Here is a 25,727-nt window from a genome sequence, read left to right on the forward strand (position 1 = left end):
TGACCCGGCTCCCGCCGCTCCGGTAGAATCGTCGCGGCCGGCGGGCGACTCGCCCCGGAGCCCCCATCCAGGCACCATCACCACCGACACGGTGCCGCCCATAGCGAACCGGAGCATCATGACCCTCGCCGACCGCCTCCCCGCGAAGCCCGCCCTCGAGGGCCTGGAGGGCACGTGGGGCCTCCGCTGGCAGACCGACGGGACCTACCGGTTCGACCGCACCGGCCTCACCCGCGCCGACGTCTACTCGATCGACACCCCGCCGCCCACCGCGTCCGGGTCGCTGCACATCGGGCACGTCTTCTCCTACACGCACACCGACGTCGTCGCGCGGTTCCAGCGGATGCGCGGCAAGAGCGTCTTCTACCCGATGGGCTGGGACGACAACGGCCTGCCCACCGAGCGCCGCGTGCAGAACTACTACGGTGTGCGCTGCGACCCGACGCTCCCCTACGAGCCCGGCTTCACGCCTCCGTTCGAGGGCGGCGACAACAAGAGCAGCAAGGCCGCCGACCAGAAGCCGATCTCGCGCCGCAACTTCGTCGAGCTGTGCGAGCGCCTCACCGTCGAGGACGAGAAGCAGTTCGAGGACGTCTGGCGGGCCCTCGGCCTGTCCGTCGACTGGTCGCAGAGCTACCGGACCATCGGCGACGAGTCGCAGGCCGCCTCGCAGCGCGCCTTCCTCCGCAACCTCGCCCGAGGCGAGGCCTACCAGGCGCAGGCCCCGACGCTCTGGGACATCACCTTCCGGACCGCCGTCGCCCAGGCGGAGCTCGAGGACAAGGACCAGCCCGGCGCCTACCACCGCCTCGGCTTCCACCGCGAGGGCGGCGAGGACGTCTTCATCGAGACGACCCGTCCCGAGCTGCTGCCCGCCTGCGTCGCCCTCGTCGCGCACCCCGACGACGAGCGCTACCAGGCGCTGTTCGGCACCACCGTCCGCACGCCGCTCTTCGACGTCGAGGTCCCGGTGCTCGCGCACCACCTCGCGCAGAAGGACAAGGGCTCGGGCATCGCGATGATCTGCACCTTCGGCGACATCACGGACGTGGTCTGGTGGCGCGAGCTCGACCTGCCGAACCGCGCGATCATCGGCTTCGACGGCCGCCTGATCTCGGAGGCTCCCGCCGCGATCACGAGCGACGCGGGCCGCGCCGCCTACGAGCAGCTCGCCGGCAAGACCGTCTTCTCCGCGAAGCAGGCCGTCGTGGCGCTGCTGAAGGAGTCCGGCGAGATGGTCGGCGACCCGCGCCCCATCACGCACCAGGTCAAGTTCTTCGAGAAGGGCGACAAGCCGCTCGAGATCGTGTCGACCCGCCAGTGGTACATCGGCAACGGCGCTCGCGACGCGGTGCTCAAGGAGCGCCTGCTGGAGCTCGGCCGCGACGTGCGCTTCGTGCCGGAGTTCATGCGCGTCCGCTACGAGAACTGGGTGAACGGCCTCTCCGGCGACTGGCTGATCTCGCGCCAGCGCTTCTTCGGCGTGCCGATCCCGGTGTGGTACCCGCTCGACGGCGACGGCAACCCCGTCTTCGACTCCCCGATCGTGCCGGACGAGGCGGCGCTGCCGGTGGATCCCTCCAGCGACCCGGCCCCCGGCTACTCGGAGGACCAGCGCGGAGCGGCAGGCGGCTTCCAGGGCGAGCTCGACGTGATGGACACCTGGGCGACCTCCTCGCTGACCCCGCAGCTCGCGGGCGGCTGGGAGCGCGACGACGAGCTCTGGCAGCTGGTCGCTCCCTACGACCTGCGCCCGCAGGGCCAGGACATCATCCGCACCTGGCTCTTCTCTACCCTCCTGCGCTCGCAGCTCGAGGACGGCCGCGCCCCGTGGAGCACGGCGACCGTGTCCGGCTTCATCGTCGACCCCGACCGCAAGAAGATGTCGAAGTCGAAGGGCAACGTGGTCACTCCCGCCGCGATGCTCGAGCAGCACGGCTCGGACGCGGTCCGCTACTGGGCCGCCTCCTCGCGCCTGGGCACCGACGCGGCCTTCGATCCGCAGAACCCGACGCAGATCAAGATCGGCCGCCGACTGGCGATCAAGATCCTCAACGCGGCGAAATTCATCCACGGCTTCCCTCTCGCCGAGGGCGCCGAGGTCACCGACCCGCTCGACCTCAGCATGCTGGCCACCCTCGACACCGTGGTCGCCGACGCGACGACGGCGCTCGAGAACTACGACCACGCCCGCGCCCTCGAGACGACGGAGGCGTTCTTCTGGACGTTCTGCGACGACTACCTGGAGCTGGTGAAGGAGCGCGCGTACAGCGAGGACGGCGCGTCCGCCGCCGCCGCCCTGCACCGGGCGCTCGACGTCCTCCAGCGCCTGTTCGCGCCGTTCCTGCCGTTCGCGACGGAGGAGACCTGGTCGTGGTCGCACGACGACTCGGTGCACCTGCGCCCCTGGCCGACCGTCGAGGGCCTGGGCGGCGACCCCGCCGTCCTGGCCGCGGCGAGCTCGGTCCTCACGGCCATCCGGCGCGCGAAGACCGATGCGAAGGCCTCGCAGAAGACGCCGGCCCGCTCCGCCCTGGTGACGGCGCCCGCCGAGCTCGTCGCGTCCCTCCGGCTCGCCGCGGGAGACCTCGCGGCCGTCGGCAGGATCGCGGCGCTCGACTTCGCCGAGGGCGACGCCCTCGCAGTCGGCATCGAGCTCGAGACCGAGGCGTAGCGCCGCTCCCGGGAGGCGGGAACCGTCCCGCCTCCCTCCCCACCGTCGAGAGGACCCCTCCCATGCAGCCCGGAACCCGCTGGTCGGTCGGCCAAGTGCCGCCGCAGACCCTCCCCGAGATCGTCGTCACCGCCATCGGCGACGTCGAGGGCGAGCTCGCCGCGGCCGGCACGGCGACCGCCGACTGGCGCTGGACGCTCACCTGGCTCGAGGGCAGGCCCGTCCTCGAACTCGACGACGGCACGACGATCACCTACCGCCCCGGCGAGGACGCTGCCTACATCACTCAGCCGCAGGGCCGCGTGGAGGGCGAGGACGACGACGACTGGGCCTGACGCCCCTTCGCGGCGCGGTCGCCGATCCCGGTGAGCGCGCGCGTCCTGCGATCCTGAGTCGGAGCCCTTTCCCCCGCTCGCGCTCTAGGCTCGCAGGATGAGCGCTCCCGATCCCGTCGCCGTCCTGCTCGAGCCGAGCGGACTCCCCCACGGGCTCCCCGACTTCGCCGCCGTCGACCCCGAGGCCTACCGCCCGGCGTTCCTCGAGGCCCTCCGCCGGCACCGCGCCGAGATCGACGCGATCGCCGGCGCCTCCGAGCCGCCGACCGTCGAGAACACCCTCGTCGCCCTCGAGCGGGCGGGCCGCGAGCTGAGCCGGGTGAGCGCCGTCTTCTTCACCGTCGCCGCCTCCGACCGCACTCCGCTCACCGACGCTCTGGAGGCCGAGCTCGCTCCGCTGCTCTCGGCCCACAGCGATGCGATCAGCCTCGACCCGCGCCTCTTCGCGCGGCTCCGCATCCTCGCCGAGCAGTCGTCGGAGCTCGACCTCGACGCCGAGACGGCCTACCTCCTCGAGCGGAGGATCACCGGGTTCGAGCGCTCCGGTGCGCTCCTCGACGACGCGGGGAAGGCACGGCTCGGCGAGCTGAACGAGCAGCTCTCGACCCTGACCACGCGTTTCGAGAAGGACCTGCTCGCCGAGTCGAACGACCGGGCGGTCCTCCTCGAGGACGTCGCCGGCCTCGACGGGCTCGACGAGTCCGACGTCTCGGCCGCCGCGCGCGCCGCCGCCGACCGCGGTGTCGACGGCTGGCTGATCACCCTGCCCCTCTACTCCGGCCACCCCTGGCTCGCGCGTCTGCGCGACCGCGGCGTCCGCGAGCGCGTCCTGCGCGCCTCTGTCGGCCGCGGTGCGGAGGGCGGGCCGCACGACACCACCGCGACCCTGCAGCAGATCGTCGCGCTGCGGGCCGAGCGCGCAACTCTGCTGGGCGCGGCCTCGCACGCCGAGTTCGTGATCTCGGGCCAGACCGCGGGCTCGCCGGAGCGCGTCCTGTCGCTGCTGCGCGAGCTCGCCGCTCCCGCCGCCCGGAACGCGGGGATCGAACTCGAGCGGATGCAGGCCTCCGCCGACGCCGAGCAGGACGCCGCCGGAGCGCCGCGCTTCACGATCGAGGCGTGGGATCGCGCCTACTACGAGGAGCGCGTGCGGTCGGAGAGCTACTCCGTCGACTCCAGCGCACTGCGTCCCTTCTTCGAGCTGGAGCGGGTGCTCCGCCGCGGCGTGTTCGCCGCCGCCACCGGTCTCTACGGCGTCCGCTTCTCGGAGCGGAGCGACCTAGCCGGCTACAGCGAGCACGTCCGCGTGTTCGAGGTGCACGAGGAGGACGGGACGCCGCTGGGCCTGTTCCTGCTCGATCCCTTCACCCGCGACTCGAAGCGCGGCGGGGCGTGGATGAACTCCCTGTCCAGCCGCACCTCGCTGCTCGGCGACTCCGCCGTCGTCGTGAACAACCTGAACCTGTCGGCTCCGGGCGCGGGCGAGCCCGCCCTTCTCAGCCTCGACGAGGTCGAGACGCTGTTCCACGAGTTCGGGCACGCCCTGCACGGCCTGTTCGCGAGCACGCGGTACCCGCGCTTCGCCGGTACCGCGGTGTTCCGGGACTTCGTCGAGTTCCCGAGCCAGGTGAACGAGACGTGGGTGCGCCGCCCCGGGCTCCTCGCCGAGTACGCCCGCCACGTCGAGACCGGCGAAGCCCTGCCCGCGGGGACCGTCGAGCGCCTCGAGGCGTCCGCGCTGTGGGGCGAGGGCTTCGCGACGAGCGAGTACCTGGCGTCCGCCCTGCTCGACCTCGCCTGGCACTCCCTGCCGGCCCCGGTCGAGCCGCGCGACGCGGCCGCCTTCGAGCGCGACGTGCTCGACGGCGCGGGCCTCCTCCTTCCCGCCGTGCCGCCCCGCTACCGCAGCACGTACTTCGCGCACGTCTTCTCCGGCGGCTACTCCGCGGGCTACTACTCCTACATCTGGAGCGAGATCCTCGACGCGGACACGGTCGAGTGGTTCGAGGAGAACGGCGGCCTCGACCGCTCGGCGGGCGAGCGCTTCCGCCGCGGGGTGCTCGAGCTCGGCGGCTCCCGCGATCCGCTCGACGCGTACCGCGCGTTCCGCGGGCGGGATGCGCGGACCGAGCCGCTGCTCGCGCGCCGCGGCCTCCTCTAGCGGCGCCGGGGGACGAGCCAGGCGAGGAGGACGAGTCCCACGACCAGGCCCCAGAACGCCGAGCCGATCCCCGCGATGGTCGTGCCGGAGGCGGTGACCAGGAGCGTCGCCGCCGCCGGCAGCCGCAGCCGCGCGTCCTCCACAGCGGCCTGCACCGCCGACACGAACACCCCCAGCAGCGCCAGACCGGCGACCGCCTCGATCAGCAGCGGGCTCGCGGAGGACACCAGCGCGGCGGCCGCTCCGGCGAACACGCCCAGCACGAGGTAGGAGGCGCCCGCCGAGACCGAGGCGACCCAGCGCTGCTCCGGCCTCGGCGAGGCCTCGGGACCCGCGGTCAGCGCGGCGCTGAGCGCGGCGTAGTTGATCGGCACTCCGCCGAAGACCGCCGAGACCCCGGAGAGAGCACCGGTCGAGACGATCCCGGGACGCGAGTGGGCCGCGAAACCGAAGCTCGTCAGCACCGCGATGCCCGGGATGTTCTGCCCGGCCATGGTGACCACGTAGAGCGGCAGGCCGATCCCGACCATCGCTCCGATCTCGAACACCGGAGCGACGAACTGCGGCACGGGGAGCAGCGGCGCACCGACGAGTGCCGCGCCGTCCGTCACGATCAGCAGCACGATCGCCAGGGCGATCGCGGCCGGCACCGCCCAGCGGGGCAGGAGCCGCAGGAGCAGCAGCCAGAGCAGGATCACCGGCAGCGCGAGCGCGGGGATCTCGACCGCAGCGCGCACCGGCGCCAGGACGAGCGGGAACAGGATGCCCGCGAGCATGGCGTTCGCGAGCGGCCGCGGGATGCGCGCGACCAGCCTCCCGAGCGTCGGCCACAGCCCGGTGACCACCAGCAGAGCGGAGGCGACCAGGAACGCCCCGACCGCGCGGTCGAAGCCGCCGGGGAGCGCCGCGGTCGCGGCCAGCAGGGCGGCGCCCGGCGTGCTCCAGGCGAAGGTCATCGGCACGCGGTAGCGGATGCTCAGCACGATGCAGAGGACCCCCTGCAGCACGCAGACCGCGAGGAGGCCCGACGCGGCCTGCGCGTCGGTGGCGCCCACCGCGACCACCCCGGCGAGCACGATCGCGAACGAGCTCGAGAAGCCGGTCAGGGCGGCGACGATCCCGGCGAGCAGCGGCTGGACGATGGCGGAGCCTCCCGGAGGATCGACCGGCACCGAGGCGACCGGACGCGCCGTCGGCGCGCTCCGCCAGGTTAGGGAAGCGGGAGCGCATCGCCCGACGATCCGCCGGGCCAATCGCGGTGAACTGGCAGAGCGGGGCGGGGAGCGACTAGGCGCTCTTCTCCTGGCGACGGGGAGCGTGGGGCACGATCGTCGGGGCCGCGTTGTCGAGCACCGCGGCGCGGGTGACGACGACGCGCGCCACCTCGTCCGAGGAGGGCACCTCGAACATGATCGGGCCGAGCACCTCCTCGAGGATGGCGCGCAGTCCGCGAGCTCCGGTCTGGCGGAGGACCGCCAGGTCCGCGATGGCCTCGAGAGCGCCCCGGTCGAACTCGAGCTCGACGCCGTCGATCTCGAACATCCGCTGGTACTGCTTCACGAGCGCGTTGCGCGGCTCGGTGAGGATCTGCATGAGCGCGTCCTGGTCGAGCTGCGTGACCGTCGTGACGACGGGGAGGCGCCCGATGAACTCGGGGATCAGCCCGAACTTGTGCAGGTCCTCCGGGAGGACCTCGCTGAAGATGTTGATCTCGTCTTCCTTGTTGTGCAGCGGGGCGCCGAAGCCGATGCCGCGCTTGCCCGCCCGCGACGAGATGATGTCCTCGAGTCCGGCGAAGGCGCCGGCGACGATGAAGAGGACGTTCGTCGTGTCGATCTGGATGAACTCCTGGTGCGGGTGCTTCCGCCCGCCCTGCGGGGGCACGGAGGCGACGGTGCCCTCGAGGATCTTGAGCAGCGCCTGCTGCACTCCCTCGCCCGAGACGTCGCGCGTGATCGAGGGGTTCTCGGCCTTCCGCGCGATCTTGTCGACCTCGTCGATGTAGATGATGCCGGTCTCGGCACGCTTGACGTCGTAGTCGGCGGCCTGGATGAGCTTGAGGAGGATGTTCTCGACGTCCTCGCCGACGTAGCCCGCCTCGGTGAGGGCCGTGGCGTCCGCGACAGCGAAGGGCACGTTGAGGCGCTTCGCGAGGGTCTGGGCGAGGTAGGTCTTCCCGCAGCCCGTGGGGCCGATGAGCAGGATGTTGCTCTTGGCGATCTCGACCTCGTCGTGGATCGCGTCGGCGGCGGTGATGGTGTTGCGGGCCCGCACGCGCTTGTAGTGGTTGTACACGGCGACGGCGAGGGCCTTCTTGGCCTGCTCCTGCCCGATCACGTACTCCTCGAGGAAGCCGAAGATCTCCTTCGGCTTCGGGAGGTCGAACTCGTGGCTCGTCTCCTCGCTCGACTCGGAGAGGCGCTCCTCGATGATCTCGTTGCAGAGCTCGACGCACTCGTCGCAGATGTAGACGCCCGGTCCCGCGATGAGCTGCTGGACCTGCTTCTGGCTCTTGCCGCAGAAGGAGCACTTCAGCAGGTCGGCGCTTTCGCCAATACGTGCCACGGGGATGCCCCACTTCCTTGTCGTGCGTCTGTCGTGCGTCGGTCGGTCGTGCAACGGAGCCCGGAGCTCCGGCCGGTGCGAGCGGGACGAGCCCCCTGACACTGCTCCGAGCCTAGCCGCTGAGCCGCGAGGGCTCGGCAGGCGGGCCGGATTCGCCGTGCCTTGCGCCTCGTGTGGCGCTTTGCTACGGCGACGGAGGACGCAGAGAGGGGCCGGGCGGCGGATCGCTCCGCCACCCGGCCCCTCCTGGACGCCCTACGCCGTGAGAGCCGGGAGGCTCTTGCGGCTGGTGAGCACCTGGTCGATCAGCCCGTACTCGAGCGCGTCGCTCGCGCCGAGGATCTTGTCGCGGTCGATGTCCTTCTTGACCTGCTCGATCGAGCGGTTCGAGTGGTGCGACAGCGTCTCCTCGAGCCACTCGCGCATGCGCATGATCTCGGCGGCCTGGATCTCGATGTCCGAGGCCTGGCCCCCGCCCTGCTGCACGGCGGGCTGGTGGATGAGGATGCGCGCGTTCGGCAGCGCGAGGCGCTTGCCGGGCGTTCCCGCGGCGGTGAGCACGGCGGCGGCCGAGGCGGCCTGGCCGAGCACGACCGTCTGGATGTGCGGGCGGATGTACTGCATCGTGTCGTAGATCGCCGTCATCGCGGTGAAGGAGCCACCGGGCGAGTTGATGTACATGACGATGTCGCGGTCCGGGTCCTGGCTCTCGAGCACGAGGAGCTGGGCCATGATGTCGTCCGCGGAGGCGTCGTCGACCTGGACTCCGAGGAAGATGATGCGGTCCTCGAAGAGCTTGGCGTACGGGTCCTGGCGCTTGTAGCCGTAGGCCGTGCGCTCCTCGAACGTGGGGAGGATGTAGCGCGAGGACGGTGCGGCTCCGGAGCCGAACGCCGTTCCGCCGAAGGTGGGTGTGGTCATTGTCTGTTCCTGATCTCTCGGCGCGTTCGCTGGACTACTCGTCGATGGCGGTTCCGCCACCGCCGGCCACGTCGGTCGCCGACGAGCGGATGTGGTCCACGAAGCCGTAGGCGAGGGCCTCCTCGGCGCTGAACCAGCGGTCGCGGTCACCGTCCTCGTTGACCTGCTCGACGGTCTTGCCGGTCGCCTTGGCGGTGATCTCGGCGAGGCGCTTCTTCATGTCGAGGATGAGCTGCGCCTGGGTCTGGATGTCGGAGGCCGTGCCGCCGAAGCCGCCGTGCGGCTGGTGGAGGAGCACCCGCGCGTTCGGGGTGATGTAGCGCTTGCCCTGGGTTCCGGCGGTGAGGAGCAGCTGGCCCATGGAGGCCGCCATCCCGATGCCCACGGTCACGATGTCGTTCGGGACGAACTGCATCGTGTCGTAGATCGCCATGCCCGCGGTGATGGAGCCGCCGGGCGAGTTGATGTAGAGGTAGATGTCCCGCTCGGAGTCCTCGGCTGCCAGGAGCAGGAGCTTCGCGGCGATCTCGTTCGCGTTCTCGTCGCGCACCTCGGAACCGAGCCAGATGATCCGGTCCTTGAGCAGGCGGTCGAAAACACTGTTGGGCATAACCATGTCGGCCATGTATTGCTCCGTTTCAGTTGTCGCTTCGGAGGCGAATCTATCGGACGCCGCCAGGCCGATCCGGCCGTGTTCGCCCGGGGCGGAGCGGGAGTCGCCCGTGTTCGCCCGGGGCGGACCGGAGCCCCCCCAACGAGAGGAGCCGCCCTCCGACGGATCGGGGGGCGGCTCCTGACGTGCTCGCGGCGACTACTCCGCGGCCGGGGTCTCCTCGGCGGGAGCGGCGGCCTTCTTCTTGGCCGGCGCGCGCTTCTTCTTGGGGGCCGGGGCGGGCTCCTCCTCGGCGGCGGGCTCCTCGGCGACGGGCTCGGCGGGGTCCTCGGCGTCGGCGTCGGCCTGAGCCTCCTCCGCGACCTCGGTCTCGTCCGAGGCGACGGCCTCGTCGGAGGCCTCGACGGCCTCGTCGTCACCGGGGACCGCGGTGAACGCGGTCAGGTCGACGGCGTTGCCCTCGGTGTCGGTGACCTTCGCCTTGCCGAGGACGATCGCGAGCGCCTTGTTGCGGGCGACCTCGCCGACCATCTGGCCGATCTGGTTGTTCTCGGACAGGATCTTGATGAACTCGTTCGGCTCCATGCCGTACTGCGCCGCACCCTGGATGAGGTACTGCGTGAGCTCGTCCTGGCTGACCTGGACCTTCTCCTGCTCGACGACGTGGTCGAGGAGGATCTGCGTCTTGAAGGTCTTCTCGCTGGCCTCCTTGACCTCGGCGCGGTGCTCGTCGTCCTCGAGGCGGTTCTCGCCCTCGAGGTGGCGGTGCACCTCGTCCTCGACGAGACCGGCGGGCACGGGGACCTCGACGAGGGCGAGCAGCGCCTCGACGAGCTTCTCGCGGGCCTCGCCGCCCTGGCCGAAGGTCTTCTGCTGAGCGGCCTGCTCCTTGAGCGACTCGCGCAGCTCGGCGATGGTGTCGAACTCGCTGGCGATCTGCGCGAAGTCGTCGTCGGCCTCGGGGAGCTCGCGCTCCTTGACGGCGGTGAGCGCGACGGCGATCTCGGCCTGCTCGCCGGCGTGGTCGCCGCCGAGCAGCGGAGCGGTGAACGTGGTGCTCTCGCCCGCGGTGAGCGAGTCGAGCGCCTCGTCGATGCCCTCGATCAGCTCGCCCGAGCCGAGCTCGTACGAGATGGCGTTGGCGGTGTCGACCTCGACGCCGTCGATGGAGGCGACCAGGTCGATCTGCGCGAAGTCGCCGGTCTTCGCCGGGCGGTCCACGGTGACCAGGGTGCCGAAGCGGCTGCGGAGCTTGTCCAGCTCGGCGTCGACGTCGGCGTCGGTGACCTCGGCCGCCTCGACGGTGAGCTCGATGCCGTCGTAGTCCGGGACGGTGATCTCGGGGCGCACGTCGACCTCGATGGCGAGCTCGAGGTCGCCGGTGAAGTCCTTGTCGCTCGGCCAGGCGACGATGTCGGCCTGCGGGCGGCCCAGGGGGCGGACCTCGGTCTCGCGGACGGCCTCGCGGTAGAAGCCGTCGAGGCCCTCGTTGACCGCGTGCTCGAGCACCGCGGCCTTGCCGACGCGCTGGTCGACGATGGCGGGCGGGACCTTGCCCTTGCGGAAGCCGGGGACGTTGATCTGCTCGGCGATGTGGCCGTAGGCGTGCGTGATGCTGGGGCCGAGCTCGTCCGGGGTGACCGAAATCGCGAGCTTCACGCGGGTCGGGCTCAGCTGTTCTACCGTGGTCTTCACGTGAGGGGATCTCCTGTGCTGGTTGGTGTCGGCGCCGGATGACGGTCGTCACGGGTCGATGTCGTCACGATGAGTACTCGTGGTCGGGGCGACAGGATTCGAACCTGCGACCTCCCGCTCCCAAAGCGGGCGCTCTAGCCAAGCTGAGCTACGCCCCGGATGCGCGGGCCTGGGCACCGTGCGTGAGACTCTCGTCGAGCCGTCCTCGCACGTGCGCTTGCGCGACACGCCGAAATGGCCTTCGCAAGTGTACTGCACCGCGGCAGCGGCGACCGGAACCGCGCGGCGGAGGACGACCGGGGTGTCCACGGTGCTCGCGCGATGTACTACGCTGTCCTGGTGCCCGGTCGAGAGACCCGGTCGCACCGGTTCGCGGTCGTCAGACCAGCGATTCGGGGCTGTAGCTTAGTGGTAAAGCCTCTGTCTTCCAAACAGATGATGCGAGTTCGATTCTCGTCAGCCCCTCTCCTCTCGAAGAGCCCCGGATGTCCGGGGCTCTTCGTCGTTCCAGGCGTGCTCAGCCGACCGCGCCGCGGTGCTCCTCCGTCAGGGCGAGGTACGAGGCGGCGTTCCGGCGGATGCCCTCGCGCTCCTCCTCCGTCAGCTCCCGCCGGACCCTCCCGGGGACGCCCGCCACGAGCGAGCCCGGCGGGACGACCGTCCCCTCGAGGACGACGGCGCCCGCGGCGATCAGCGAGCCGGTGCCGATGACGGCCCCGTTCAGGACGGTCGCGCTCATGCCGACCAGCACGTCGTCCTCGAGGGTGCAGCCGTGCAGCACGGCGTTGTGCCCGACCGAGACTCCGGCGCCGATGACCGCGTCGTAGTCGGCGTCGACGTGGACGACGACGCCGTCCTGGAGGTTGCTGCCGGCGCCGAGCTCGATCCGCGCGTGCTCCGCGCGCAGGACGGCGCCGTACCAGACGCTCGCCCGCTCCCCCAGGCGCACGGAGCCGATCACGGTGGCGCCCGGAGCGACCCACGCGGTGTCGGCGATCTCCGGGGCGCGTCCCCCGGTCAGGGCGAGGACGCGGGCGCCCTCCGCAGGACTCGACGGCATCGGGTTCTCCTCTTCTCCGGTGGTCAGCGCCCGGCGCGCAGGAAGGCGAGGACCGCCAGCACCCGCCGGTGGTCGGAGCCCGAGTCCTCGAGCCCGAGCTTCTGGAAGATCGCGGTCACGTTCTTCTCCACGGCGCCCACGCCGACGAAGAGAGCAGAGGCGATGCCCGCGTTCGTGCGCCCCTGGGCCATCTGCTCCAGCACCTCCCGCTCCCGCGGGGTCAGCGAGGCGAGCGGGTCGCGGTTGCGCTGCAGGAGCGAGGCGACGACCTGCGGGTCGAGGACGGTTCCGCCCGCCGCGACGCGCTCGACGGCGTCGCGCAGCTCCTCCACGGAGGCGACCCGGTCCTTCAGGAGGTAGCCGAGTCCGCCGTCGCCGGAGCCGAGCAGCTCCTGCGCGTAGGTGACCTCGACGTACTGGCTGAGCAGCAGGACCGACACCTGCGGGTAGCGCCGGCGGATCTCCAGCGCCCCGCGGACGCCCTCGTCGCGGAAGGTCGGCGGCATCCGGACGTCGAGCACGGCGACGTCGACGCCGGCCGGGTCCCGCGCCAGATCGGCGAGCAGGGCGTCCGCGTCCCCGAAGGCGCCGACGGAGGCGAACCCCGCGTCCTCGAAGAGGCGGACCAGGCCCTCGCGCAGGAGGACCGAGTCCTCGGCGATGGCGACTCGGATCACGGGCACGCCCTCAGGATAGGACGGCCGGGAGGTAGGGGACGTGCACCCCGACCGTGGTCGGCCCGCCGACCGGCGACTCCACGCTCAGGATCCCGCGCAGGCCCCGGACGCGCCCGCCCACCCCCTCGAGACCGTGACCGGCGACCGGCGACGCCCCGCCGACTCCGTCGTCGACCACCCAGGCGTCGAGCCAGCGCTCCCCCGGAGTGCCGGAGTCGCGGGTGTCGAGATGCACCCGCACCGATCGGGCACCGGAGTGCTTGGAGACGTTGGCGAGCAGCTCGGCGACGACGAAGTAGACGCTGCGCTCGACCTCGGGCGGCACGTCCGCCACGGGGTGCTCGGTGAGGACCTCGACCGGCACCGGGCTGAGCTCGGCGAGCGAGTGCACCGCCGCCTCGAAGCCCCGGTCCTGCAGGATCGGCGGCGCCACTCCGCGGGAGAGGGCGCGCAGCTCGTCGAGCGCGGCGCGCACGTGCTCGCGAGCCTCGTCGACCAGGCGGGCGGCGGACTCCGGGTCGGCGGCGAGTCGGTTGCGGGCCGAGGCCAGGTCCATCTGCACCCGGATCAGGCGCTGCTGCGGGCCGTCGTGGATGTCGCGCTCGAGCCGGCGCAGCGCGCGGTCCTCGGCGGCGACGGCTGCGCCGCGGGAAGCGCTCAGCTCGGCGACCTCTCGCTGGAGCGCCTCCGACTCCCACGGGCCGAGCAGGAGACGGTCGACCAGCCAGTGCAGGAGGGAGAGGCCGCGGGTGGCGAACGGCAGGGTCGAGACGAAGAGGACGGTCGTGGCGACCGTCGCCGCGGCGACCAGTCCCGCCGGAGGCTGCGGGGCGCCCAGCAGAGCGGCCCCGCTCTCGGCCAGCAGGCGGGCCGGACCGGGGGCCCCCGTGAGCGCGGCGGCCACCGTGCCCGGGCCCGCCCAGGTCCACAGCGCGAGGAGCAGTCCGGACAGCAGCGCGAGCACCGGAGCCACGACGAGCGTGTGCAGGAGAGCGAGCCAGTAGTGCCCGTCGATCACCGGACCGTAGAGGGCGAAGGTCGAGGGAGTGACGGCGGAGGGCGGTCGCCGCCACTGCGGCCGGGGGACGGCGGGCCGTCCGGCCAGCACGTCGAGGCCGACGGCGGCCCGCGAGAAGAAGCGCGCCGTGTAGAGGGCGGCGGGCAGGAACACCAGGCCGATCAGGACTCCGACGAGCCCGAGCGCGACGGCCAGCGCGACGCCGGCGCAGAAGGCACCGAGGAGGGCGACCGGGATCGCGGCCACCAGCGCGAGCACCTCCCGGGGCAGTCCGCGCCAGAGCCGGAGGTAGGCGCGCGAGGCCTCGCCGAGGGCCGTCGATGCTCCGCTCATCCGCGCCTCCTGTCCGCTCCCGCCGCCGCCGCGACCCGGTCGAGCGTACCGGCGGCACGGCTCCGGGCACCCGGGGGGAAGCCCCCGTGACGCCCCTCCGCGACCGAGGTGAGCCTGTCCTTCACCGGACTGAGCCGAGCCTGCGCTTCCTTGCGGCGCCGAGGGATCTGCGTACTGTTGACGATCAGTCACCCCCTCTCGAAAGGACCAGACGATGTCCACCACGTCCGTCACGTCGCTCACCTCGTCGAACCCGGATGTCGCATCCGGAGTCGCCCAGTTCCTCAGCCCCGTCGTCGTCGAGATGACCGCGCTCGCCGTCAACGGCAAGCAGGCGCACTGGCACGTCCGCGGCGCCAACTTCATCGGCGTCCACGAGCTGCTCGACGCGATCGTCGGCCGCGCCATCGAGTGGGCCGACCTCGCCGCGGAGCGCGTCGTCGCCCTCGGCCTCCCGGTCGACGCCCGCATCCAGACCGTCGCCTCGGCGACGCAGTCCGAACCCCTCACCCCCGGCTTCCAGCGCTCCGAGAACGCGATCGTCGAGATCATCCGCCAGATGGACGTCGCCATCGCGACCGTCAACACGGCGATCGCCGAGCTCGCCGAGATCGACGCGAGCAGCCAGGACGTCGCGATCGAGATCGGCCGCGGCCTCGAGAAGGACCGCTGGTTCCTCTTCGCCCACGTCAGCGAGAGCTGAGCACCACGCCTCGACCGGCCCGCGGATCCTCGGATCCCGCGGGCCGTCGTCGTTCCCCGGCCCGTCCGCGCGATCCGGAGCAGCCGGAGTCGCGACGGGCGCGGGTCAGCCGCCGTGCGTGAAGCGGCCCGCCAGGAGGGTCGCGGCGACCGGCATGGATCGGAGGGCTCCTGCATCGGCGGCGAGCGGATCGCGGTCGACCACCACCAGATCGGCGGGATCGCCGGCCGCGGGCGTGAGCCGGCGCACCCGGGTCGAGGCGACGATCGCCTCCTCGACGCTCACCCGCTGCTCCGGATGCCAGGGCTCGTCGCCCGGCAGCGCCCGCGCGACCGCGGCCGAGATCGCGACCCACGGGTCGAGCGGAGCGACCGGAGCGTCCGAGCCGAGCACCACGCGGGCCCCGGAGTCGAGCAGCGAGCGCAGCGGGAACGCCCGGCCGGTGCGTCCCGGCCAGTACCGCTCCGCCACCTCGCGGTCGTCGAGCGCGTGCGCGGGCTGCACTCCGGCCTCCACGCCGAGCGCGGCGAACCGCGGAAGGTCGGTCTCCGCGAGCAGCTGAGCGTGCTCGATCCGGCCCCCGCCGACCCGGCCGAGCGCGTCCAGAGCCAGCGTCGCCGCGGCGTCTCCGATCGCGTGCACGGTGGAGCGGATGCCCCCGGCGGCCGCGCGGGCGAGCAGCTCGTCCAGCTCGGCGGGCTCCACGGTGAGGACGCCGTTGCCGTCGTGGTCGGCGTAGGGGTGGGCGCAGTAGGCGGTCCTCGTGTTGAGGGAGCCGTCGATCAGGACCTTGAGCGGGCCCATCCGCAGCAGGCCGTCACCGCCGTCGAGTTCGTCGCCCGTGCGCAGTCCCTCCGCGAGGGCGCGGTCGAGGTGGTCGCGGTAGACGCCGGTGTCGACGCGGAGGGAGCGTGCTCCGCCAGCGACGCGACGGGGCCAGTCCCCCACATTCCAGCGCATCTCGAGGTCGACGACGCCGACCACCCCGCGAGCCGCAGCCCGCCGCGCCGCAGCGTCGGCGAGTGCGTCGAGCTCGTCGTCGCCGAGGGCGCCGAGTGCGGTGACGAGCTCGAAGCAGGCGTCCTCGCGCAGCAGCTCGGGCTCGGGAGCGACGGCGTAGCGCCGGTACGCGGCGGAGTTCAGCCAGACGCAGTGCAGGTCGCCGCTGATCAGCACGACGGGCCGCTCCGGAGAGACCTCGTCCAGGAGCGCGGTCGTCGGCGGCTCCGGCCAGAGGCCGTCGCGGAAGCCGAAGCCGATCAGCGTGCCGGTACCGGGCTCCTCCGCCAGGCGACGTCGGACCGCGTCCGCCGTTCCGCGGGCCGAGTCGGCTGACGAGACGTCCAGGCGCGGGGCCGTCATCGCCCACTGGGAGAAGTGGACGTGCTCGTCCCAGAGGCCGGGGAGCACCCAGCGCCCGTCGAGGTCGCGCACCTCGTCGCCCGGGGCGGCGGCGGCGTCCGGTCCGACCGCTTCCACGCGGCCGTCGCGCAGGAGCACGGCACCGGGTCGGGACGAGCCGAGGAGGCGGGCGCCCCGGAGCAGGAGACCGCCGGTCATCGGGCGGCCTCGCGGAGCGCGGGGCGGACGGCTCGGCGGGTGCGCGACCGGGCCGACCGCTCTCCACCCGCGCTCACGACTGGCACACCGGGCACCAGTAGAGCTTGCGCGCGCCGATCTCCTCGAGCAGCACGTTCGTGCCGCAGACGCGGCAGGGCAGGCCCTCGCGCTTGTAGACGTAGTTGCGCTCGGCGCGGCTGCGGACGGCTTTCGAGCGCTCGGTCTTCGTCAGGCCGCGGCGCGTGATCATCATCCCGGTCCGGATGCCGTCCTCGAGCAGGTCCGCCCAGTCCCGCCACAGCTCCTGTGCGAGCTCCAGCGGCACCTGCTTGCCGGGAGTGTGCGGGTCGAGGCCGGCGCGGTAGAGCAGCTCCGCGCGGTAGATGTTGCCGATGCCACTGACCACGGACTGGTCCATCAGCACCAGCCCGACCGGCGTCGCCGTCCTGCGGAGCCGGTTCACGAAGCGGTCGCGCGCCTCGTCGGAGTCGTCGTCGGCCGGATCCGGACCGAGGCGGGCGAGGAGGGCCTCCACCTGGGCGGGATCCATCACCTCGCAGGCGGTGGGGCCGCGCAGGTCGGCGACCGTCTCCTCCGTCATGATGCGCACGCGCACCGCGCCCACGGGCGGCGGCGGGAACTCGTCGAGATCGGAGTCGGTCTCGTGCTCCGTCTCGGAGAGGCGCACGGCGCGGCGGCGCCGGGGAGCGCCGATGCTGCTGCCCGCCTTGCCGTCCGGGAACAGCGGCGAGACGTGCCCGAGGAAGTCCCACGCACCGTAGAGGCCGAGGTGGACGTGCAACGTCAGGTCGCCCTCGAAGCGCAGCAGCAGGTGCTTGCCGACGGCCGTGGACTCGAGGACCTCGCGCCCGTCGAGGAGCGCGGCTCCCTCGGTGAATCGACCCTGGGGGCTGCTGGTCGCGACGCGGTGCCCGACGACGTCGCGCTCGAACTGCAGGGCGATCCGGTGGACGGAGTGCCCCTCGGGCACTCAGCGCTCCTTCGCGGCGGAGTCGACGACCCGGCCGGCGATGTCGCCGGTGGCCTCGTACTCGGCGAGCTGCGCGATGCGGCGCACGTGCCGCTCCTCGAAGGTGAAGGGCTCGGCGACGAACGCGTCGATGAAGCCGGTGGCCTCCTCGACGGAGTGCTGGCGGGCCCCGATCGAGATGACGTTCGCGTCGTTGTGCTGGCGGGCCAGCAAGGCGGTGCTCAGATTCCACACGAGCGCCGCGCGCACGCCCGCGACCTTGTTCGCCGCGATCTGCTCGCCGTTGCCCGAGCCGCCGAAGACGACGCCGAGAGCCTCGACCCCCGCCTCCTGATCGCGGACGACCGCGGCGGCGGCGTTGATGCAGAAGGACGGGTAGTCGTCCAGCGGGTCGTAGGACGTGGGGCCGTGGTCGATCACGTCATGACCGGCGGCGCCGAGGTGCTCGATCAGGTGACGGCTGAAGTCCAGCCCTGCGTGGTCCGTGGCGATGTGGATGCGCACGAGAGAACTCCTCCGGAAGAGCCGTCTGGGACCCGCGGTGCCCGGGCCGGGAGCCAGAGTACCGCGGGTCGGCTCAGTCGAACTGCGGGTCGCGGGTCCGCGAGCGCTTGAGCTCGAAGAAGCCGTCGAAGGAGGCGGCGGCGACGATGCCGTCCCAGAGGGTCAGCGCCTGCTCGCCCCTCGGGATCGGCGAGATGACGGGGCCGAAGAAGGCGACGTCGCCGATCGCGATGACCGGGGTGCCGACGTCCTGGCCGACCCGCTCGATCCCGTCGAAGTGGGAGGCGCGCATCGGCTCGTCGTACTCGTCCGAGTCGGCGTGGGCGGCGAGCTCCGCGGGCAGGCCGAGCTCGGCGAGCGACTCGGCGATCACCGCGTCGACGTCGGTGCGCCCGCCCGGGTGGATCCGGGTGCCGAGCGCGTCGTAGAGCGGCTTGATGTGCTCGCGGCCCTCGCGCTCGGCGACGGCGGCGACCAGGCGCGTGTAGCGCAGCGCGCGCGGGAGGAAGGCGCGGTACGAGTCGTCCACGTCCTTGTCCTCGTTGAGGACGGCGAGGCTCATGATGTGCCACTGCACGTCGAGGTCGCGCGCGGGGGTCACCTCGTCCACGAATCGCGAGGTCATCCAGGCCCACGGGCAGGAGGGGTCGAACCAGAAGTCCACAGAGGTCATGGGGACACGCTACGCCGCTCGCCGGGGCCGCGTCCGCGCTCCCCGGCGGCTCCGCAGGATCGGCGCCACGGGGCTCCACGGCGGGTCCCGGCAGCTCTAGGGTGGATCGGCGGCGCCCGCACCCCGGCGCCCGCGGCAGCGCCCGAGACGAACGGATGGAGCACCCCCGTGCCAGGAGACAACCTCACCCGGAGCGAGGCGCAGGAGCGCGCCTCGCTGATCCAGGTCCACGACTACGACATCGCCCTCGACCTGACCCGGGGAGCCGAGACCTTCCTCAGCACCACCACGGTGCGCTTCTCCGCCACCGAGGGCGCCTCGAGCTTCATCGACGCCGTCACGGGCACGGTCCACTCCGTCACCCTCAACGGCGCGGAGCTCGACCCCGCCGACGTCGCCGACGGCGTCCGGATCCGCCTCGACTCCCTGGCTGCGGACAACGAGCTCACCGTCGTCGCCGACATGCTCTACACCAACACGGGCGAGGGCCTGCACCGCTTCGTCGACCCCGTCGACGGCGAGGTGTACCTGTACTCGCAGTTCGAGGTGCCCGACTCCCGCCGCGTCTTCGCGGTGTTCGAGCAGCCGGACCTCAAGGCCGAGTTCCGCTTCACCGTCACCGCACCCGCGCAGTGGCAGGTCGTGTCGAACCAGCCCACTCCCGAGCCGGTCCCGGCGGGCGAGGGGATCGCGACCTGGAGCTTCGAGCCCACCCCGCGCATCTCCTCCTACATCACGGCCCTCGTCGCCGGACCCTACGTAGTCGAGACCGACTCGCTCGTCTCCTCCGACGGCCGCACCATCCCGCTGGGGGTCTTCGCCCGGGCCTCGCTCGCGCCCTTCCTCGACGCCGACTACGTGTTCGAGAAGACGAAGCAGGGCTTCGCCTTCTACGAGGAGAAGTTCGGCGTCCCGTACCCGTTCGCGAAGTACGACCAGCTGTTCGTCCCCGAGTTCAACGCCGGCGCGATGGAGAACGCGGGAGCGGTGACCTTCACCGAGACCTACGTGTTCCGCTCGAAGGTGACGGACGCGATCAAGGAGCGCCGGGTCGTCACGATCCTCCACGAGCTCGCCCACATGTGGTTCGGCGACCTGGTCACGATGAAGTGGTGGAACGACCTCTGGCTCAACGAGTCGTTCGCCGAGTACGCCTCCACCCTCGCCACCGCGGAGGCGACGGAGTGGACCGAGGCGTGGACCACCTTCGCCGCGATGGAGAAGAGCTGGGCCTACCGCCAGGACCAGCTGCCCTCGACCCACCCGATCGTCGCGACCATCAACGACCTCGAGGACGTCCAGGTCAACTTCGACGGCATCACCTACGCCAAGGGCGCCTCGGTGCTCAAGCAGCTCGTCGCGTGGGTCGGCGAGAAGGAGTTCCTCGCCGGCGTCCACGAGTACTTCGTCAAGCACGCCTTCTCGAACACGGAGCTGCGCGACCTGCTGGTCGAGCTGGAGGCCACCAGCGGGCGCGACCTCACCGAGTGGTCGGCGCAGTGGCTCGAGACGGCCGGCGTGAACACGCTCCGCCCCGAGATCGCGGTCGACGAGAGCGGAGCGATCGCGTCCTTCGCGATCCTGCAGACCGCGGTCGAGGAGTACCCGACGATCCGCCCGCACCGCCTGGCGATCGGCCTGTACGACTTCGAGGGCGAGCGCCTCGTCCGCGTCGACCGCCTCGAGCTGGACGTCGACGGGGAGCGCACCGAGGTGCCCGAGCTGATCGGCCGCACCCGTCCGGCGCTCGTGCTGCTCAACGACGACGACCTCGCCTACGCGAAGGTCCGCCTCGACGACGCCTCGCTCGCCGTGGCCGTCGAGCACCTCGCGAGCATCGACAGCCCCCTGGCCCGCTCGCTGGTCTGGGGCTCGGTCTGGGACTCGACCCGCGACGCCGAGTCGGCGCCGCGCGACTTCGTCCGCCTCGTCCTAGGCAACGTCGCGACCGAGACCGAGTCCACGACCCTGCGGACGGTGCTCAACCAGCTCGTCGCCACCGCCACCCAGTACGTCGCTCCGGAGTACCGGGCCGAGGTCGTCGAGGAGGCGGGCGATCAGCTGTGGACGCTCGCGCAGAGCGCCGAGCCGGGCAGCGACGCGCAGTTCCAGTTCGTGAAGTTCTTCGCCGCGATCGCGTCCACCCCGGCGCACCTCGAGGCCGTGCAGGCGCTGCTCGACGGCTCCACCGCCCTCGGCGGCCTCGACATCGACACCGACCTCGGCTGGGAGCTGCTGATCGCTCTCGTCGCCGGTGGGCGGGCCGGTGCGGACGACATCGACGCGGCGCTCGCCTCGGACAACACGGCGACCGGCCAGCAGTCGGCCGCGCACGCCCGTGCCGCACTGCCGACCGCGGAGGCGAAGCGCGCGGCGTGGGACTCCGTCACGGCCGACGACTCGGCACCGAACACGATCGTCCGCTCGACGGGCCTGGGCTTCCAGCGCGCCGCCGACCCGCGCCTGCTCGACGCGATGGTCCCGGTCTACTTCGACGCCCTCCGCACCCTCTGGGAGTCGAAGAGCTACAAGATCGCCGAGTACCTGGTCGTCGGCTTCTACCCGGCCGCCACGCCCTCGCAGGAGATCGTCGACGCCACCCGCGCCTGGCTCGACGCGAACCCGGAGGTCCCGGCGCTGCGCCGACTCGTGATCGAGAACCTGGCCGGCGTGGAGCGTGCGCTCCGCGCCCAGGAGCGCGACACCCGGGGCTGACAGTGAGCCGCCCGGTCCCCCGGCGCTCGGCGCTGCGGGACCGGGCGGCTCTCCCCGCTCCCGGCGCCTAGCGCTGCGGGACCGAGCGGCGCTCCGGCCCGTCATAGGCGGACAGCGGCCGGATGAGCGCGTTCGAGCCCCGCTGCTCGATCACGTGGGCCGTCCAGCCCACCACCCGCGCGGCGACGAACAGCGGAGTGAAGATCCCGGTGTCGAAGCCCATCAGCCGGTAGGCGGGGCCGGACGGGTAGTCGAGGTTCGGCAGGATGCCCGTCCGCTCGGCCATCGCCGCGGCCAGGGCGTCGTACAGCTCCATCATCTCGCCGGCCCCCTCGTGCTCGGCGAGCCGCCGGAGAGCGGCGTCCATGGTCGGCACCCGCGAGTCGCCCGACTTGTAGACCCGGTGGCCGAACCCCATGACCTTCCGGCGCTGTCCGAGAGCCTCGGCGAGCCACTCGCGGGACCGCCGGTCCGCCTCCGGTCCGGTGCCGACCTCGTCGAGCACGTGCAGCACGGCCTCGTTCGCCCCGCCGTGGAGCGGTCCCTTGAGCGCTCCCACCGCGGCGGTCACGGCGGAGTGGACGTCCGACAGCGTCGACGTCACGACGCGGGCCGTGAAGGTCGAGGCGTTGAAGGAGTGCTCGGCGTAGAGCACCAGCGAGACGCGGAACGCGTCGACGACGACCGGCTCCGGCACCTCGCCGAAGGTCGTCCAGAGGAAGTTCTCGGAGTAGTCGAGGTCGTCGCGCGGATCGATCGGCTCGAGGCCGCGCAGGCGGCGCTGAGCGTAGGCGACGATCGCCGGCAGTGCCGCCCAGAGCCGCACGGAGCGCTCCAGCACGGCCTCGGCAGCGTCGGCGTCGGCGTCGGCGTCCGGATCCTCCTCGAGCGCGCCCAGGACGCTCACCGCCGTTCGCACCACGTCCATCGAGTGCGCCGACAGCGGCAGCAGGTCGATCACGGTGCGCACCTCGGGGGCCAGGGCGCGGTGGGCCCGCTCCACGGCGGCCAGCCCGGCCGCCTCCTCCGCAGTGGGGAGCTCGCCGTGCCAGAGCAGCCAGGCCACGTCCTCGAACGAGGTCCCCGCCGCGAGCTCCTGCACGGGGTAGCCGCGGTAGAGCAGCGAGTTCGACGCCGGGTCGACCTTCGAGACGGCCGTCGTGTCGACGACGACCCCCACGAGTCCCTTGCGGATGTCCTGATCGGTCGTGCTCATCCTTCGCTCCTTCGCGAGAGGCGGGCGGCGGCGCCGGGGAGCGCCGCCGGTTCGTGCGGGTCGGCGCGCTCAGGCGCCGTAGTGGTCGGCGAGCGAGAAGTCGAAGACGCCCTCGTCGAAGCGGCTGTACGAGGCGTAGTCGAGGAGCTCGTAGAGCTCGGCGCGCGTCTGCATGCCCGGGACCTCCGAGCGGAGCGAGCCCTCCGCCTTGAGGGCGTCGAGTGCCCGCATCGCGGCGCCCATCGCGATCCGGAGCAGCGAGACCGGGTGGATCACGACGTTCACGCCGACGTCGGCGAGCTGCTGCGCGGTGAACAGCTCGCTCTTGCCGAACTCGGTCATGTTGGCGAGGATCGGCACGTCGATCGCGGCGCGCACGGCCTCGAACTCGGACAGGTCGCGCATCGCCTCGGGGAACACCGCGTCGGCTCCGGCGTCGACGAGGCGCTTGGCGCGGTCGATCGCGGCCGGCAGGCCGTCGAGGGCGCGGATGTCGGTGCGGGCCATGATCACCAGGTCGGAGTCGCGGCGCGCGTCGACGGCGGCCGCGATCCTGCGCACCGAGGTCGCCTCGTCGACGACCGCCTTGCCGTCGAGGTGCCCGCACCGCTTGGGGTTCACCTGGTCCTCGATGTGCAGCCCCGCGACTCCGGCGTCCTCGAGCATCTGCACCGTCCGCGCGACGTTCAGCGGCTCACCGAAGCCGGTGTCCGCGTCGACGAGGACCGGCAGGTCGGTCAGGCGCGCGATCTGCTGCGAGCGGCCGGCCACCTCGCTGAGCGTGGTGAGCCCGATGTCCGGCAGCCCCAGCTCGGCCGAGAGCACGGCGCCCGAGACGTAGATCCCGTCGAAGCCCTTCGCCTCGATGAGGCGCGCGGAGAGCGGAGTGAACGCGCCGGGCAGCTGCAGCAGCTCGCCCGAGGCGAGGCGCTCGCGGAAGAGGCGGCGCTTCTCGGCGGGAGTCCGGGTGGAGTGGAGCATCGGGCGTCCTTCCCAGGGCGGTGTCCGGGTCCGAGCGGACCCGCCTCGAATCTATACGCGCTCGGGGCTCGTGCACCCGTCTCGGAGGGAGGCGTCCCGTAGCCTGGAGCGGTCATGCTGCTTCTTCAGACCTCCACCCCGGACCCTGTCGCCGCCACCGTCTCCTTCTTCGAGTCCGAGCCCTTCTGGAAGGTGGTCGCGATCCTCGGGATCGTGCTGGGCGCGCTGCTGGTGCGCGTCATCGCCCACTTCGTGATCGGCCGCGTCGTCGACCAGATCGTGTCAGGAGTGAAGCGCCGCCAGCGCGTCGAGGACACCCAGTCGATCGCCGCGTCGCCGCTCGCGGCCGTGCGGGTGGTGCAGCGCACGCGCACGCTCGGGTCGATCCTCAACAACCTGAGCTCGATCCTGATCGTCGTCATCGCCCTGGTCATGATCGTGACGACGATCGACAAGGACCTCATCGGCTCCTTCGCCCTGCTGACGGCCGCCCTCGGCGCGGGCCTCGGCTTCGGCGCGCAGAACATCGTCAAGGACGTCCTCAACGGGCTGTTCATGGTCGCGGAGGACCAGCTCGGGGTCGGCGACGTCGTCGACACCGGGCAGGCGACGGGCGTGGTCGAGTCGGTCGGCGTCCGGGTGACGCAGATCCGCGACGTCAACGGCACCCTCTGGTTCGTCCGCAACGGCGAGATCGTCCGGGTCGGGAACATGTCGCAGGGCTGGTCGCGCGTCATCGTCGACCTGGCCGTGCCCTACGAGACGGACCTCGAGCAGGTGCAGTCCACGGTCCTCGCGACAGCGAACGAGCTGGCGGCGAGCAGTCGCTGGCGGGCCCGGATCATCGACAAGCCCGAGCTCTGGGGCCTGGAGTCCATCGCCGACGACGCCCTGGTCATCCGGGTCGTGGTCAAGACCCGCACCACCGCTAAGGACGACGTCGCCCGCGAGCTGCGCCTGCGCCTGAAGAAGTCGCTCGACGCGCTCGAAGTGAAGCTCCCCTCGCTGGCCACCGTCGTCCTCGAGGGCTTCGAGGGGGCGACGAGCGTCGGAGGCGCCAAGCCGCCGCGGACCACGCCCTCCCCCACGATCAGCACCGAGCACGGCAAGCCCGTGCGGCTCCCCCGCGCGCTGCGGCGCGGGAGCGGGACGCCGCCCCAGGACGGCGGCGGCACCTCCGGCCCGACGGGAGCGCGCTCGTGAGCGGCCTGCAGATCGGCGGCACGCCTCCGCTGCGCAGCTTCTGGGAGCACATCGGCGGCCGGCCGACGTTCGAGCGCCTGGTCCGCCGCTTCTACGAGGGCGTCCGCGAGGACGAGGTCCTCTGGCCGATGTACCCCGAGCACGACCTCGAGGGCGCGATCCAGCGGCTGACCGGCTTCCTCGAGCAGTACTGGGGCGGCCCGGGCACCTACAGCGAGGAGCGCGGCCACCCGCGCCTGCGGATGCGGCACCAGCCGTTCCGGATCAACCCCGAGGCCCGCGACCACTGGCTCCAGCACATGCGGACGGCCGTCGACGATCTCGAGCTCGCTCCGGCCGACGACGCCCTGCTCTGGGACTACCTGGAGCGCGCCGCCCACGCGATGGTGAACACCTTCGAGGAGTAGCCGCTCAGCCCGGGGTGCGGACCAGCACGTGTCCGCGCCGTGAGGTGAGGCGGCGCCAGGCGCCGCTCTCGAGCAGGGCGACCTGGTCGTCGGCGCCGAGGAACCCGAGCGCGAAGAGGGCGAACGCCGCTCCCGCCGGGACGTCCTCGAGGCCGTCGAGCGGGCGGCCCCAGACGCTCGACCGCACGCGGCCGACGATCTGCTCGCCCGTCTCGGAGCCGACGGCCGCCGCGATCTCGTCGATCCCCTCGCGCGCGACGCGCTCCAGGAAGCCCGGGTCCACGGGCTCGCGCCGGGTCCAGCCGCCGCGGGGCGGGGAGACGCCCGCCCAGGGTCCCGCCGTCGCGTCGTCGCCGTCGGGCAGCACGACCGGCTTGCCGTCCGCTCCGCCCGGCTCCCACTGCAGGCGGGCGAGGCGGTCCGACAGCGCACGGATCGGCACGACCCGGTCGAAACCGGCGGGCTCGTCGAGCGCGAAGACGCGCAGGCCCAGCACGGTCGCGGAGCGGTCGAGCAGACCGCGGGGCTGGAGGATCGCGGTGTAGGCGGCCAGCACGTGGTCGTCGGCGAGGAGCCGGACCGCACCGTCCTCGACCCGGGCCGAACGGCCGAGGAAGACGCGCAGATCCGACAGGCTGGGCGGATCCGCCAGGGAGAAGGACGAACTCATCGCGTCGATAAACTTACCCGAGGCCGCTCGCCCCACCGCCCGACACCCCGGA

Annotated in this window: 22 protein-coding genes and 2 tRNA genes; 8 read left to right on the forward strand and 16 right to left on the reverse strand. The window is 72.2% G+C overall.

Annotation, left to right across the window (positions count from 1 at the left end):
* Nucleotides 1-118: 118 nt before the first annotated feature.
* The 3 genes from valS (at nt 119) to C5C95_RS11045 (ending at nt 5,170) form a co-directional block, all read left to right on the forward strand.
* On the forward strand, nt 119-2,674 hold the full coding sequence (valS, locus tag C5C95_RS11035; RefSeq protein ID WP_104250566.1) for a valine--tRNA ligase: 2,556 nt from the start codon (nt 119-121) through the stop codon (nt 2,672-2,674).
* Nucleotides 2,675-2,736: 62 nt separating this feature from the next.
* The gene (locus C5C95_RS11040) at nt 2,737-3,009 is read left to right on the forward strand and encodes a hypothetical protein (protein ID WP_104324439.1); all 273 of its coding nucleotides are present in this window, start codon (nt 2,737-2,739) and stop codon (nt 3,007-3,009) included.
* Nucleotides 3,010-3,106: 97 nt separating this feature from the next.
* Nucleotides 3,107-5,170, forward strand: a complete 2,064-nt coding sequence (locus C5C95_RS11045; protein ID WP_104324440.1) for a M3 family metallopeptidase — start codon at nt 3,107-3,109, stop codon at nt 5,168-5,170.
* Here the strand turns inward: C5C95_RS11045 and C5C95_RS11050 are convergent.
* The 6 genes from C5C95_RS11050 to C5C95_RS11075 all read right to left on the reverse strand — a co-directional run bounded on the left by C5C95_RS11050 (nt 5,167) and on the right by C5C95_RS11075 (nt 11,122).
* Nucleotides 5,167-6,342 carry a benzoate/H(+) symporter BenE family transporter gene (locus tag C5C95_RS11050; protein WP_104324441.1) on the reverse strand — a complete coding sequence of 392 codons (1,176 nt, stop codon included), beginning with the start codon at nt 6,340-6,342 and terminating at the stop codon, nt 5,167-5,169. The genes C5C95_RS11045 and C5C95_RS11050 overlap by 4 nt on opposite strands.
* A 115-nt stretch (nt 6,343-6,457) precedes the next feature.
* Nucleotides 6,458-7,735, reverse strand: a complete 1,278-nt coding sequence (clpX, locus tag C5C95_RS11055; protein WP_104247278.1) for an ATP-dependent Clp protease ATP-binding subunit ClpX — start codon at nt 7,733-7,735, stop codon at nt 6,458-6,460.
* 255 nt (nt 7,736-7,990) lie between these two features.
* Entirely contained in the window at nt 7,991-8,656 is a 666-nt protein-coding gene (locus tag C5C95_RS11060) for an ATP-dependent Clp protease proteolytic subunit (protein WP_068253282.1), read from the reverse strand.
* A 34-nt stretch (nt 8,657-8,690) separates the two neighbouring features.
* A complete protein-coding gene (locus tag C5C95_RS11065; protein ID WP_097165884.1) occupies nt 8,691-9,281 on the reverse strand; it encodes an ATP-dependent Clp protease proteolytic subunit in 591 nt (196 codons plus the stop codon).
* 186 nt (nt 9,282-9,467) lie between these two features.
* Nucleotides 9,468-10,964, reverse strand: coding sequence for a trigger factor (tig, locus tag C5C95_RS11070; RefSeq protein ID WP_104324442.1), 1,497 nt, complete (start codon nt 10,962-10,964; stop codon nt 9,468-9,470).
* Nucleotides 10,965-11,044: 80 nt separating this feature from the next.
* Nucleotides 11,045-11,122 (reverse strand) — tRNA-Pro (locus C5C95_RS11075).
* Between the two features lie 236 nt (nt 11,123-11,358).
* Here C5C95_RS11075 and C5C95_RS11080 point away from each other — a divergent pair.
* Nucleotides 11,359-11,429 (forward strand) — tRNA-Gly (locus tag C5C95_RS11080).
* A gap of 52 nt (nt 11,430-11,481) precedes the next feature.
* Here the strand turns inward: C5C95_RS11080 and C5C95_RS11085 are convergent.
* The 3 genes from C5C95_RS11085 to C5C95_RS11095 are packed head-to-tail and all read right to left on the reverse strand — an operon-like array spanning nt 11,482 to nt 14,052.
* Nucleotides 11,482-12,024: a gamma carbonic anhydrase family protein gene (locus C5C95_RS11085; protein ID WP_104226728.1), complete on the reverse strand. Its 543-nt coding sequence runs from the start codon at nt 12,022-12,024 to the stop codon at nt 11,482-11,484.
* Between the two features lie 23 nt (nt 12,025-12,047).
* On the reverse strand, nt 12,048-12,707 hold the full coding sequence (locus tag C5C95_RS11090) for a response regulator transcription factor (RefSeq protein ID WP_104223696.1): 660 nt from the start codon (nt 12,705-12,707) through the stop codon (nt 12,048-12,050).
* Between the two features lie 4 nt (nt 12,708-12,711).
* The gene (locus C5C95_RS11095) at nt 12,712-14,052 is read right to left on the reverse strand and encodes a histidine kinase (protein ID WP_104288243.1); all 1,341 of its coding nucleotides are present in this window, start codon (nt 14,050-14,052) and stop codon (nt 12,712-12,714) included.
* A gap of 214 nt (nt 14,053-14,266) precedes the next feature.
* Here C5C95_RS11095 and C5C95_RS11100 point away from each other — a divergent pair, with 214 nt between their 5' ends.
* Complete coding sequence (locus C5C95_RS11100) at nt 14,267-14,755, forward strand: Dps family protein (protein WP_104226731.1); 489 nt, start codon at nt 14,267-14,269, stop codon at nt 14,753-14,755.
* A gap of 105 nt (nt 14,756-14,860) precedes the next feature.
* Here C5C95_RS11100 and C5C95_RS11105 read toward each other — a convergent pair whose 3' ends face one another.
* The 4 genes from C5C95_RS11105 to C5C95_RS11120 all read right to left on the reverse strand — a co-directional run bounded on the left by C5C95_RS11105 (nt 14,861) and on the right by C5C95_RS11120 (nt 18,483).
* The gene (locus C5C95_RS11105; RefSeq protein WP_104324443.1) at nt 14,861-16,315 is read right to left on the reverse strand and encodes an amidohydrolase; all 1,455 of its coding nucleotides are present in this window, start codon (nt 16,313-16,315) and stop codon (nt 14,861-14,863) included.
* 73 nt (nt 16,316-16,388) lie between these two features.
* On the reverse strand, nt 16,389-17,306 hold the full coding sequence (locus tag C5C95_RS11110; protein ID WP_104262810.1) for an Fpg/Nei family DNA glycosylase: 918 nt from the start codon (nt 17,304-17,306) through the stop codon (nt 16,389-16,391).
* The gene (locus C5C95_RS11115; protein ID WP_104324444.1) at nt 17,307-17,810 is read right to left on the reverse strand and encodes a ribose-5-phosphate isomerase; all 504 of its coding nucleotides are present in this window, start codon (nt 17,808-17,810) and stop codon (nt 17,307-17,309) included. It lies immediately after the preceding gene.
* Nucleotides 17,811-17,883: 73 nt separating this feature from the next.
* Complete coding sequence (locus tag C5C95_RS11120; protein WP_104324445.1) at nt 17,884-18,483, reverse strand: disulfide bond formation protein DsbA; 600 nt, start codon at nt 18,481-18,483, stop codon at nt 17,884-17,886.
* A gap of 168 nt (nt 18,484-18,651) precedes the next feature.
* On the opposite strand from C5C95_RS11120, the gene pepN reads away from it, so the two are divergent.
* Entirely contained in the window at nt 18,652-21,198 is a 2,547-nt protein-coding gene (pepN, locus tag C5C95_RS11125; protein ID WP_104261280.1) for an aminopeptidase N, read from the forward strand.
* Between the two features lie 67 nt (nt 21,199-21,265).
* On the opposite strand, the gene C5C95_RS11130 is transcribed toward pepN, so the two are convergent.
* Together C5C95_RS11130 and prpB are read right to left on the reverse strand one after the other, a co-directional pair.
* Complete coding sequence (locus C5C95_RS11130) at nt 21,266-22,414, reverse strand: bifunctional 2-methylcitrate synthase/citrate synthase (RefSeq protein ID WP_104324446.1); 1,149 nt, start codon at nt 22,412-22,414, stop codon at nt 21,266-21,268.
* A 69-nt stretch (nt 22,415-22,483) separates the two neighbouring features.
* Complete coding sequence (gene prpB, locus C5C95_RS11135; RefSeq protein WP_104223704.1) at nt 22,484-23,395, reverse strand: methylisocitrate lyase; 912 nt, start codon at nt 23,393-23,395, stop codon at nt 22,484-22,486.
* 114 nt (nt 23,396-23,509) lie between these two features.
* Between prpB and C5C95_RS11140 the strand changes: the two genes are divergently transcribed.
* On the forward strand, nt 23,510-24,598 hold the full coding sequence (locus tag C5C95_RS11140) for a mechanosensitive ion channel family protein (protein WP_104324447.1): 1,089 nt from the start codon (nt 23,510-23,512) through the stop codon (nt 24,596-24,598).
* The gene (locus C5C95_RS11145) at nt 24,595-25,005 is read left to right on the forward strand and encodes a globin (protein ID WP_279630823.1); all 411 of its coding nucleotides are present in this window, start codon (nt 24,595-24,597) and stop codon (nt 25,003-25,005) included. The genes C5C95_RS11140 and C5C95_RS11145 overlap by 4 nt, the downstream gene beginning before the upstream one ends.
* 4 nt (nt 25,006-25,009) lie before the next feature.
* Here the strand turns inward: C5C95_RS11145 and C5C95_RS11150 are convergent, their stop codons facing one another.
* Nucleotides 25,010-25,675: a hypothetical protein gene (locus C5C95_RS11150; protein WP_104324448.1), complete on the reverse strand. Its 666-nt coding sequence runs from the start codon at nt 25,673-25,675 to the stop codon at nt 25,010-25,012.
* Between the last annotated feature and the right edge of the window lie 52 nt (nt 25,676-25,727).

This window comes from Rathayibacter sp. AY1B7, from assembly GCF_002932735.1.
GTDB lineage: Bacteria > Actinomycetota > Actinomycetes > Actinomycetales > Microbacteriaceae > Rathayibacter.

What these genes read in the sequence shown, in the direction of transcription:
- C5C95_RS11065 (WP_097165884.1), bottom strand. Translation starts at nt 9,281, where the DNA reads ATGGCCGACATGGTTATGCCCAACAGTGTTTTCGACCGCCTGCTCAAG.
- C5C95_RS11040 (WP_104324439.1), top strand. Translation starts at nt 2,737, where the DNA reads ATGCAGCCCGGAACCCGCTGGTCGGTCGGCCAAGTGCCGCCGCAGACC.
- C5C95_RS11140 (WP_104324447.1), top strand. Translation starts at nt 23,510, where the DNA reads ATGCTGCTTCTTCAGACCTCCACCCCGGACCCTGTCGCCGCCACCGTC.
- C5C95_RS11085 (WP_104226728.1), bottom strand. Translation starts at nt 12,024, where the DNA reads ATGCCGTCGAGTCCTGCGGAGGGCGCCCGCGTCCTCGCCCTGACCGGG.
- C5C95_RS11060 (WP_068253282.1), bottom strand. Translation starts at nt 8,656, where the DNA reads ATGACCACACCCACCTTCGGCGGAACGGCGTTCGGCTCCGGAGCCGCA.
- C5C95_RS11120 (WP_104324445.1), bottom strand. Translation starts at nt 18,483, where the DNA reads ATGACCTCTGTGGACTTCTGGTTCGACCCCTCCTGCCCGTGGGCCTGG.
- C5C95_RS11100 (WP_104226731.1), top strand. Translation starts at nt 14,267, where the DNA reads ATGTCCACCACGTCCGTCACGTCGCTCACCTCGTCGAACCCGGATGTC.
- C5C95_RS11105 (WP_104324443.1), bottom strand. Translation starts at nt 16,315, where the DNA reads ATGACCGGCGGTCTCCTGCTCCGGGGCGCCCGCCTCCTCGGCTCGTCC.
- C5C95_RS11130 (WP_104324446.1), bottom strand. Translation starts at nt 22,414, where the DNA reads ATGAGCACGACCGATCAGGACATCCGCAAGGGACTCGTGGGGGTCGTC.
- C5C95_RS11095 (WP_104288243.1), bottom strand. Translation starts at nt 14,052, where the DNA reads ATGAGCGGAGCATCGACGGCCCTCGGCGAGGCCTCGCGCGCCTACCTC.
- prpB (WP_104223704.1), bottom strand. Translation starts at nt 23,395, where the DNA reads ATGCTCCACTCCACCCGGACTCCCGCCGAGAAGCGCCGCCTCTTCCGC.
- valS (WP_104250566.1), top strand. Translation starts at nt 119, where the DNA reads ATGACCCTCGCCGACCGCCTCCCCGCGAAGCCCGCCCTCGAGGGCCTG.
- C5C95_RS11150 (WP_104324448.1), bottom strand. Translation starts at nt 25,675, where the DNA reads ATGAGTTCGTCCTTCTCCCTGGCGGATCCGCCCAGCCTGTCGGATCTG.
- C5C95_RS11045 (WP_104324440.1), top strand. Translation starts at nt 3,107, where the DNA reads ATGAGCGCTCCCGATCCCGTCGCCGTCCTGCTCGAGCCGAGCGGACTC.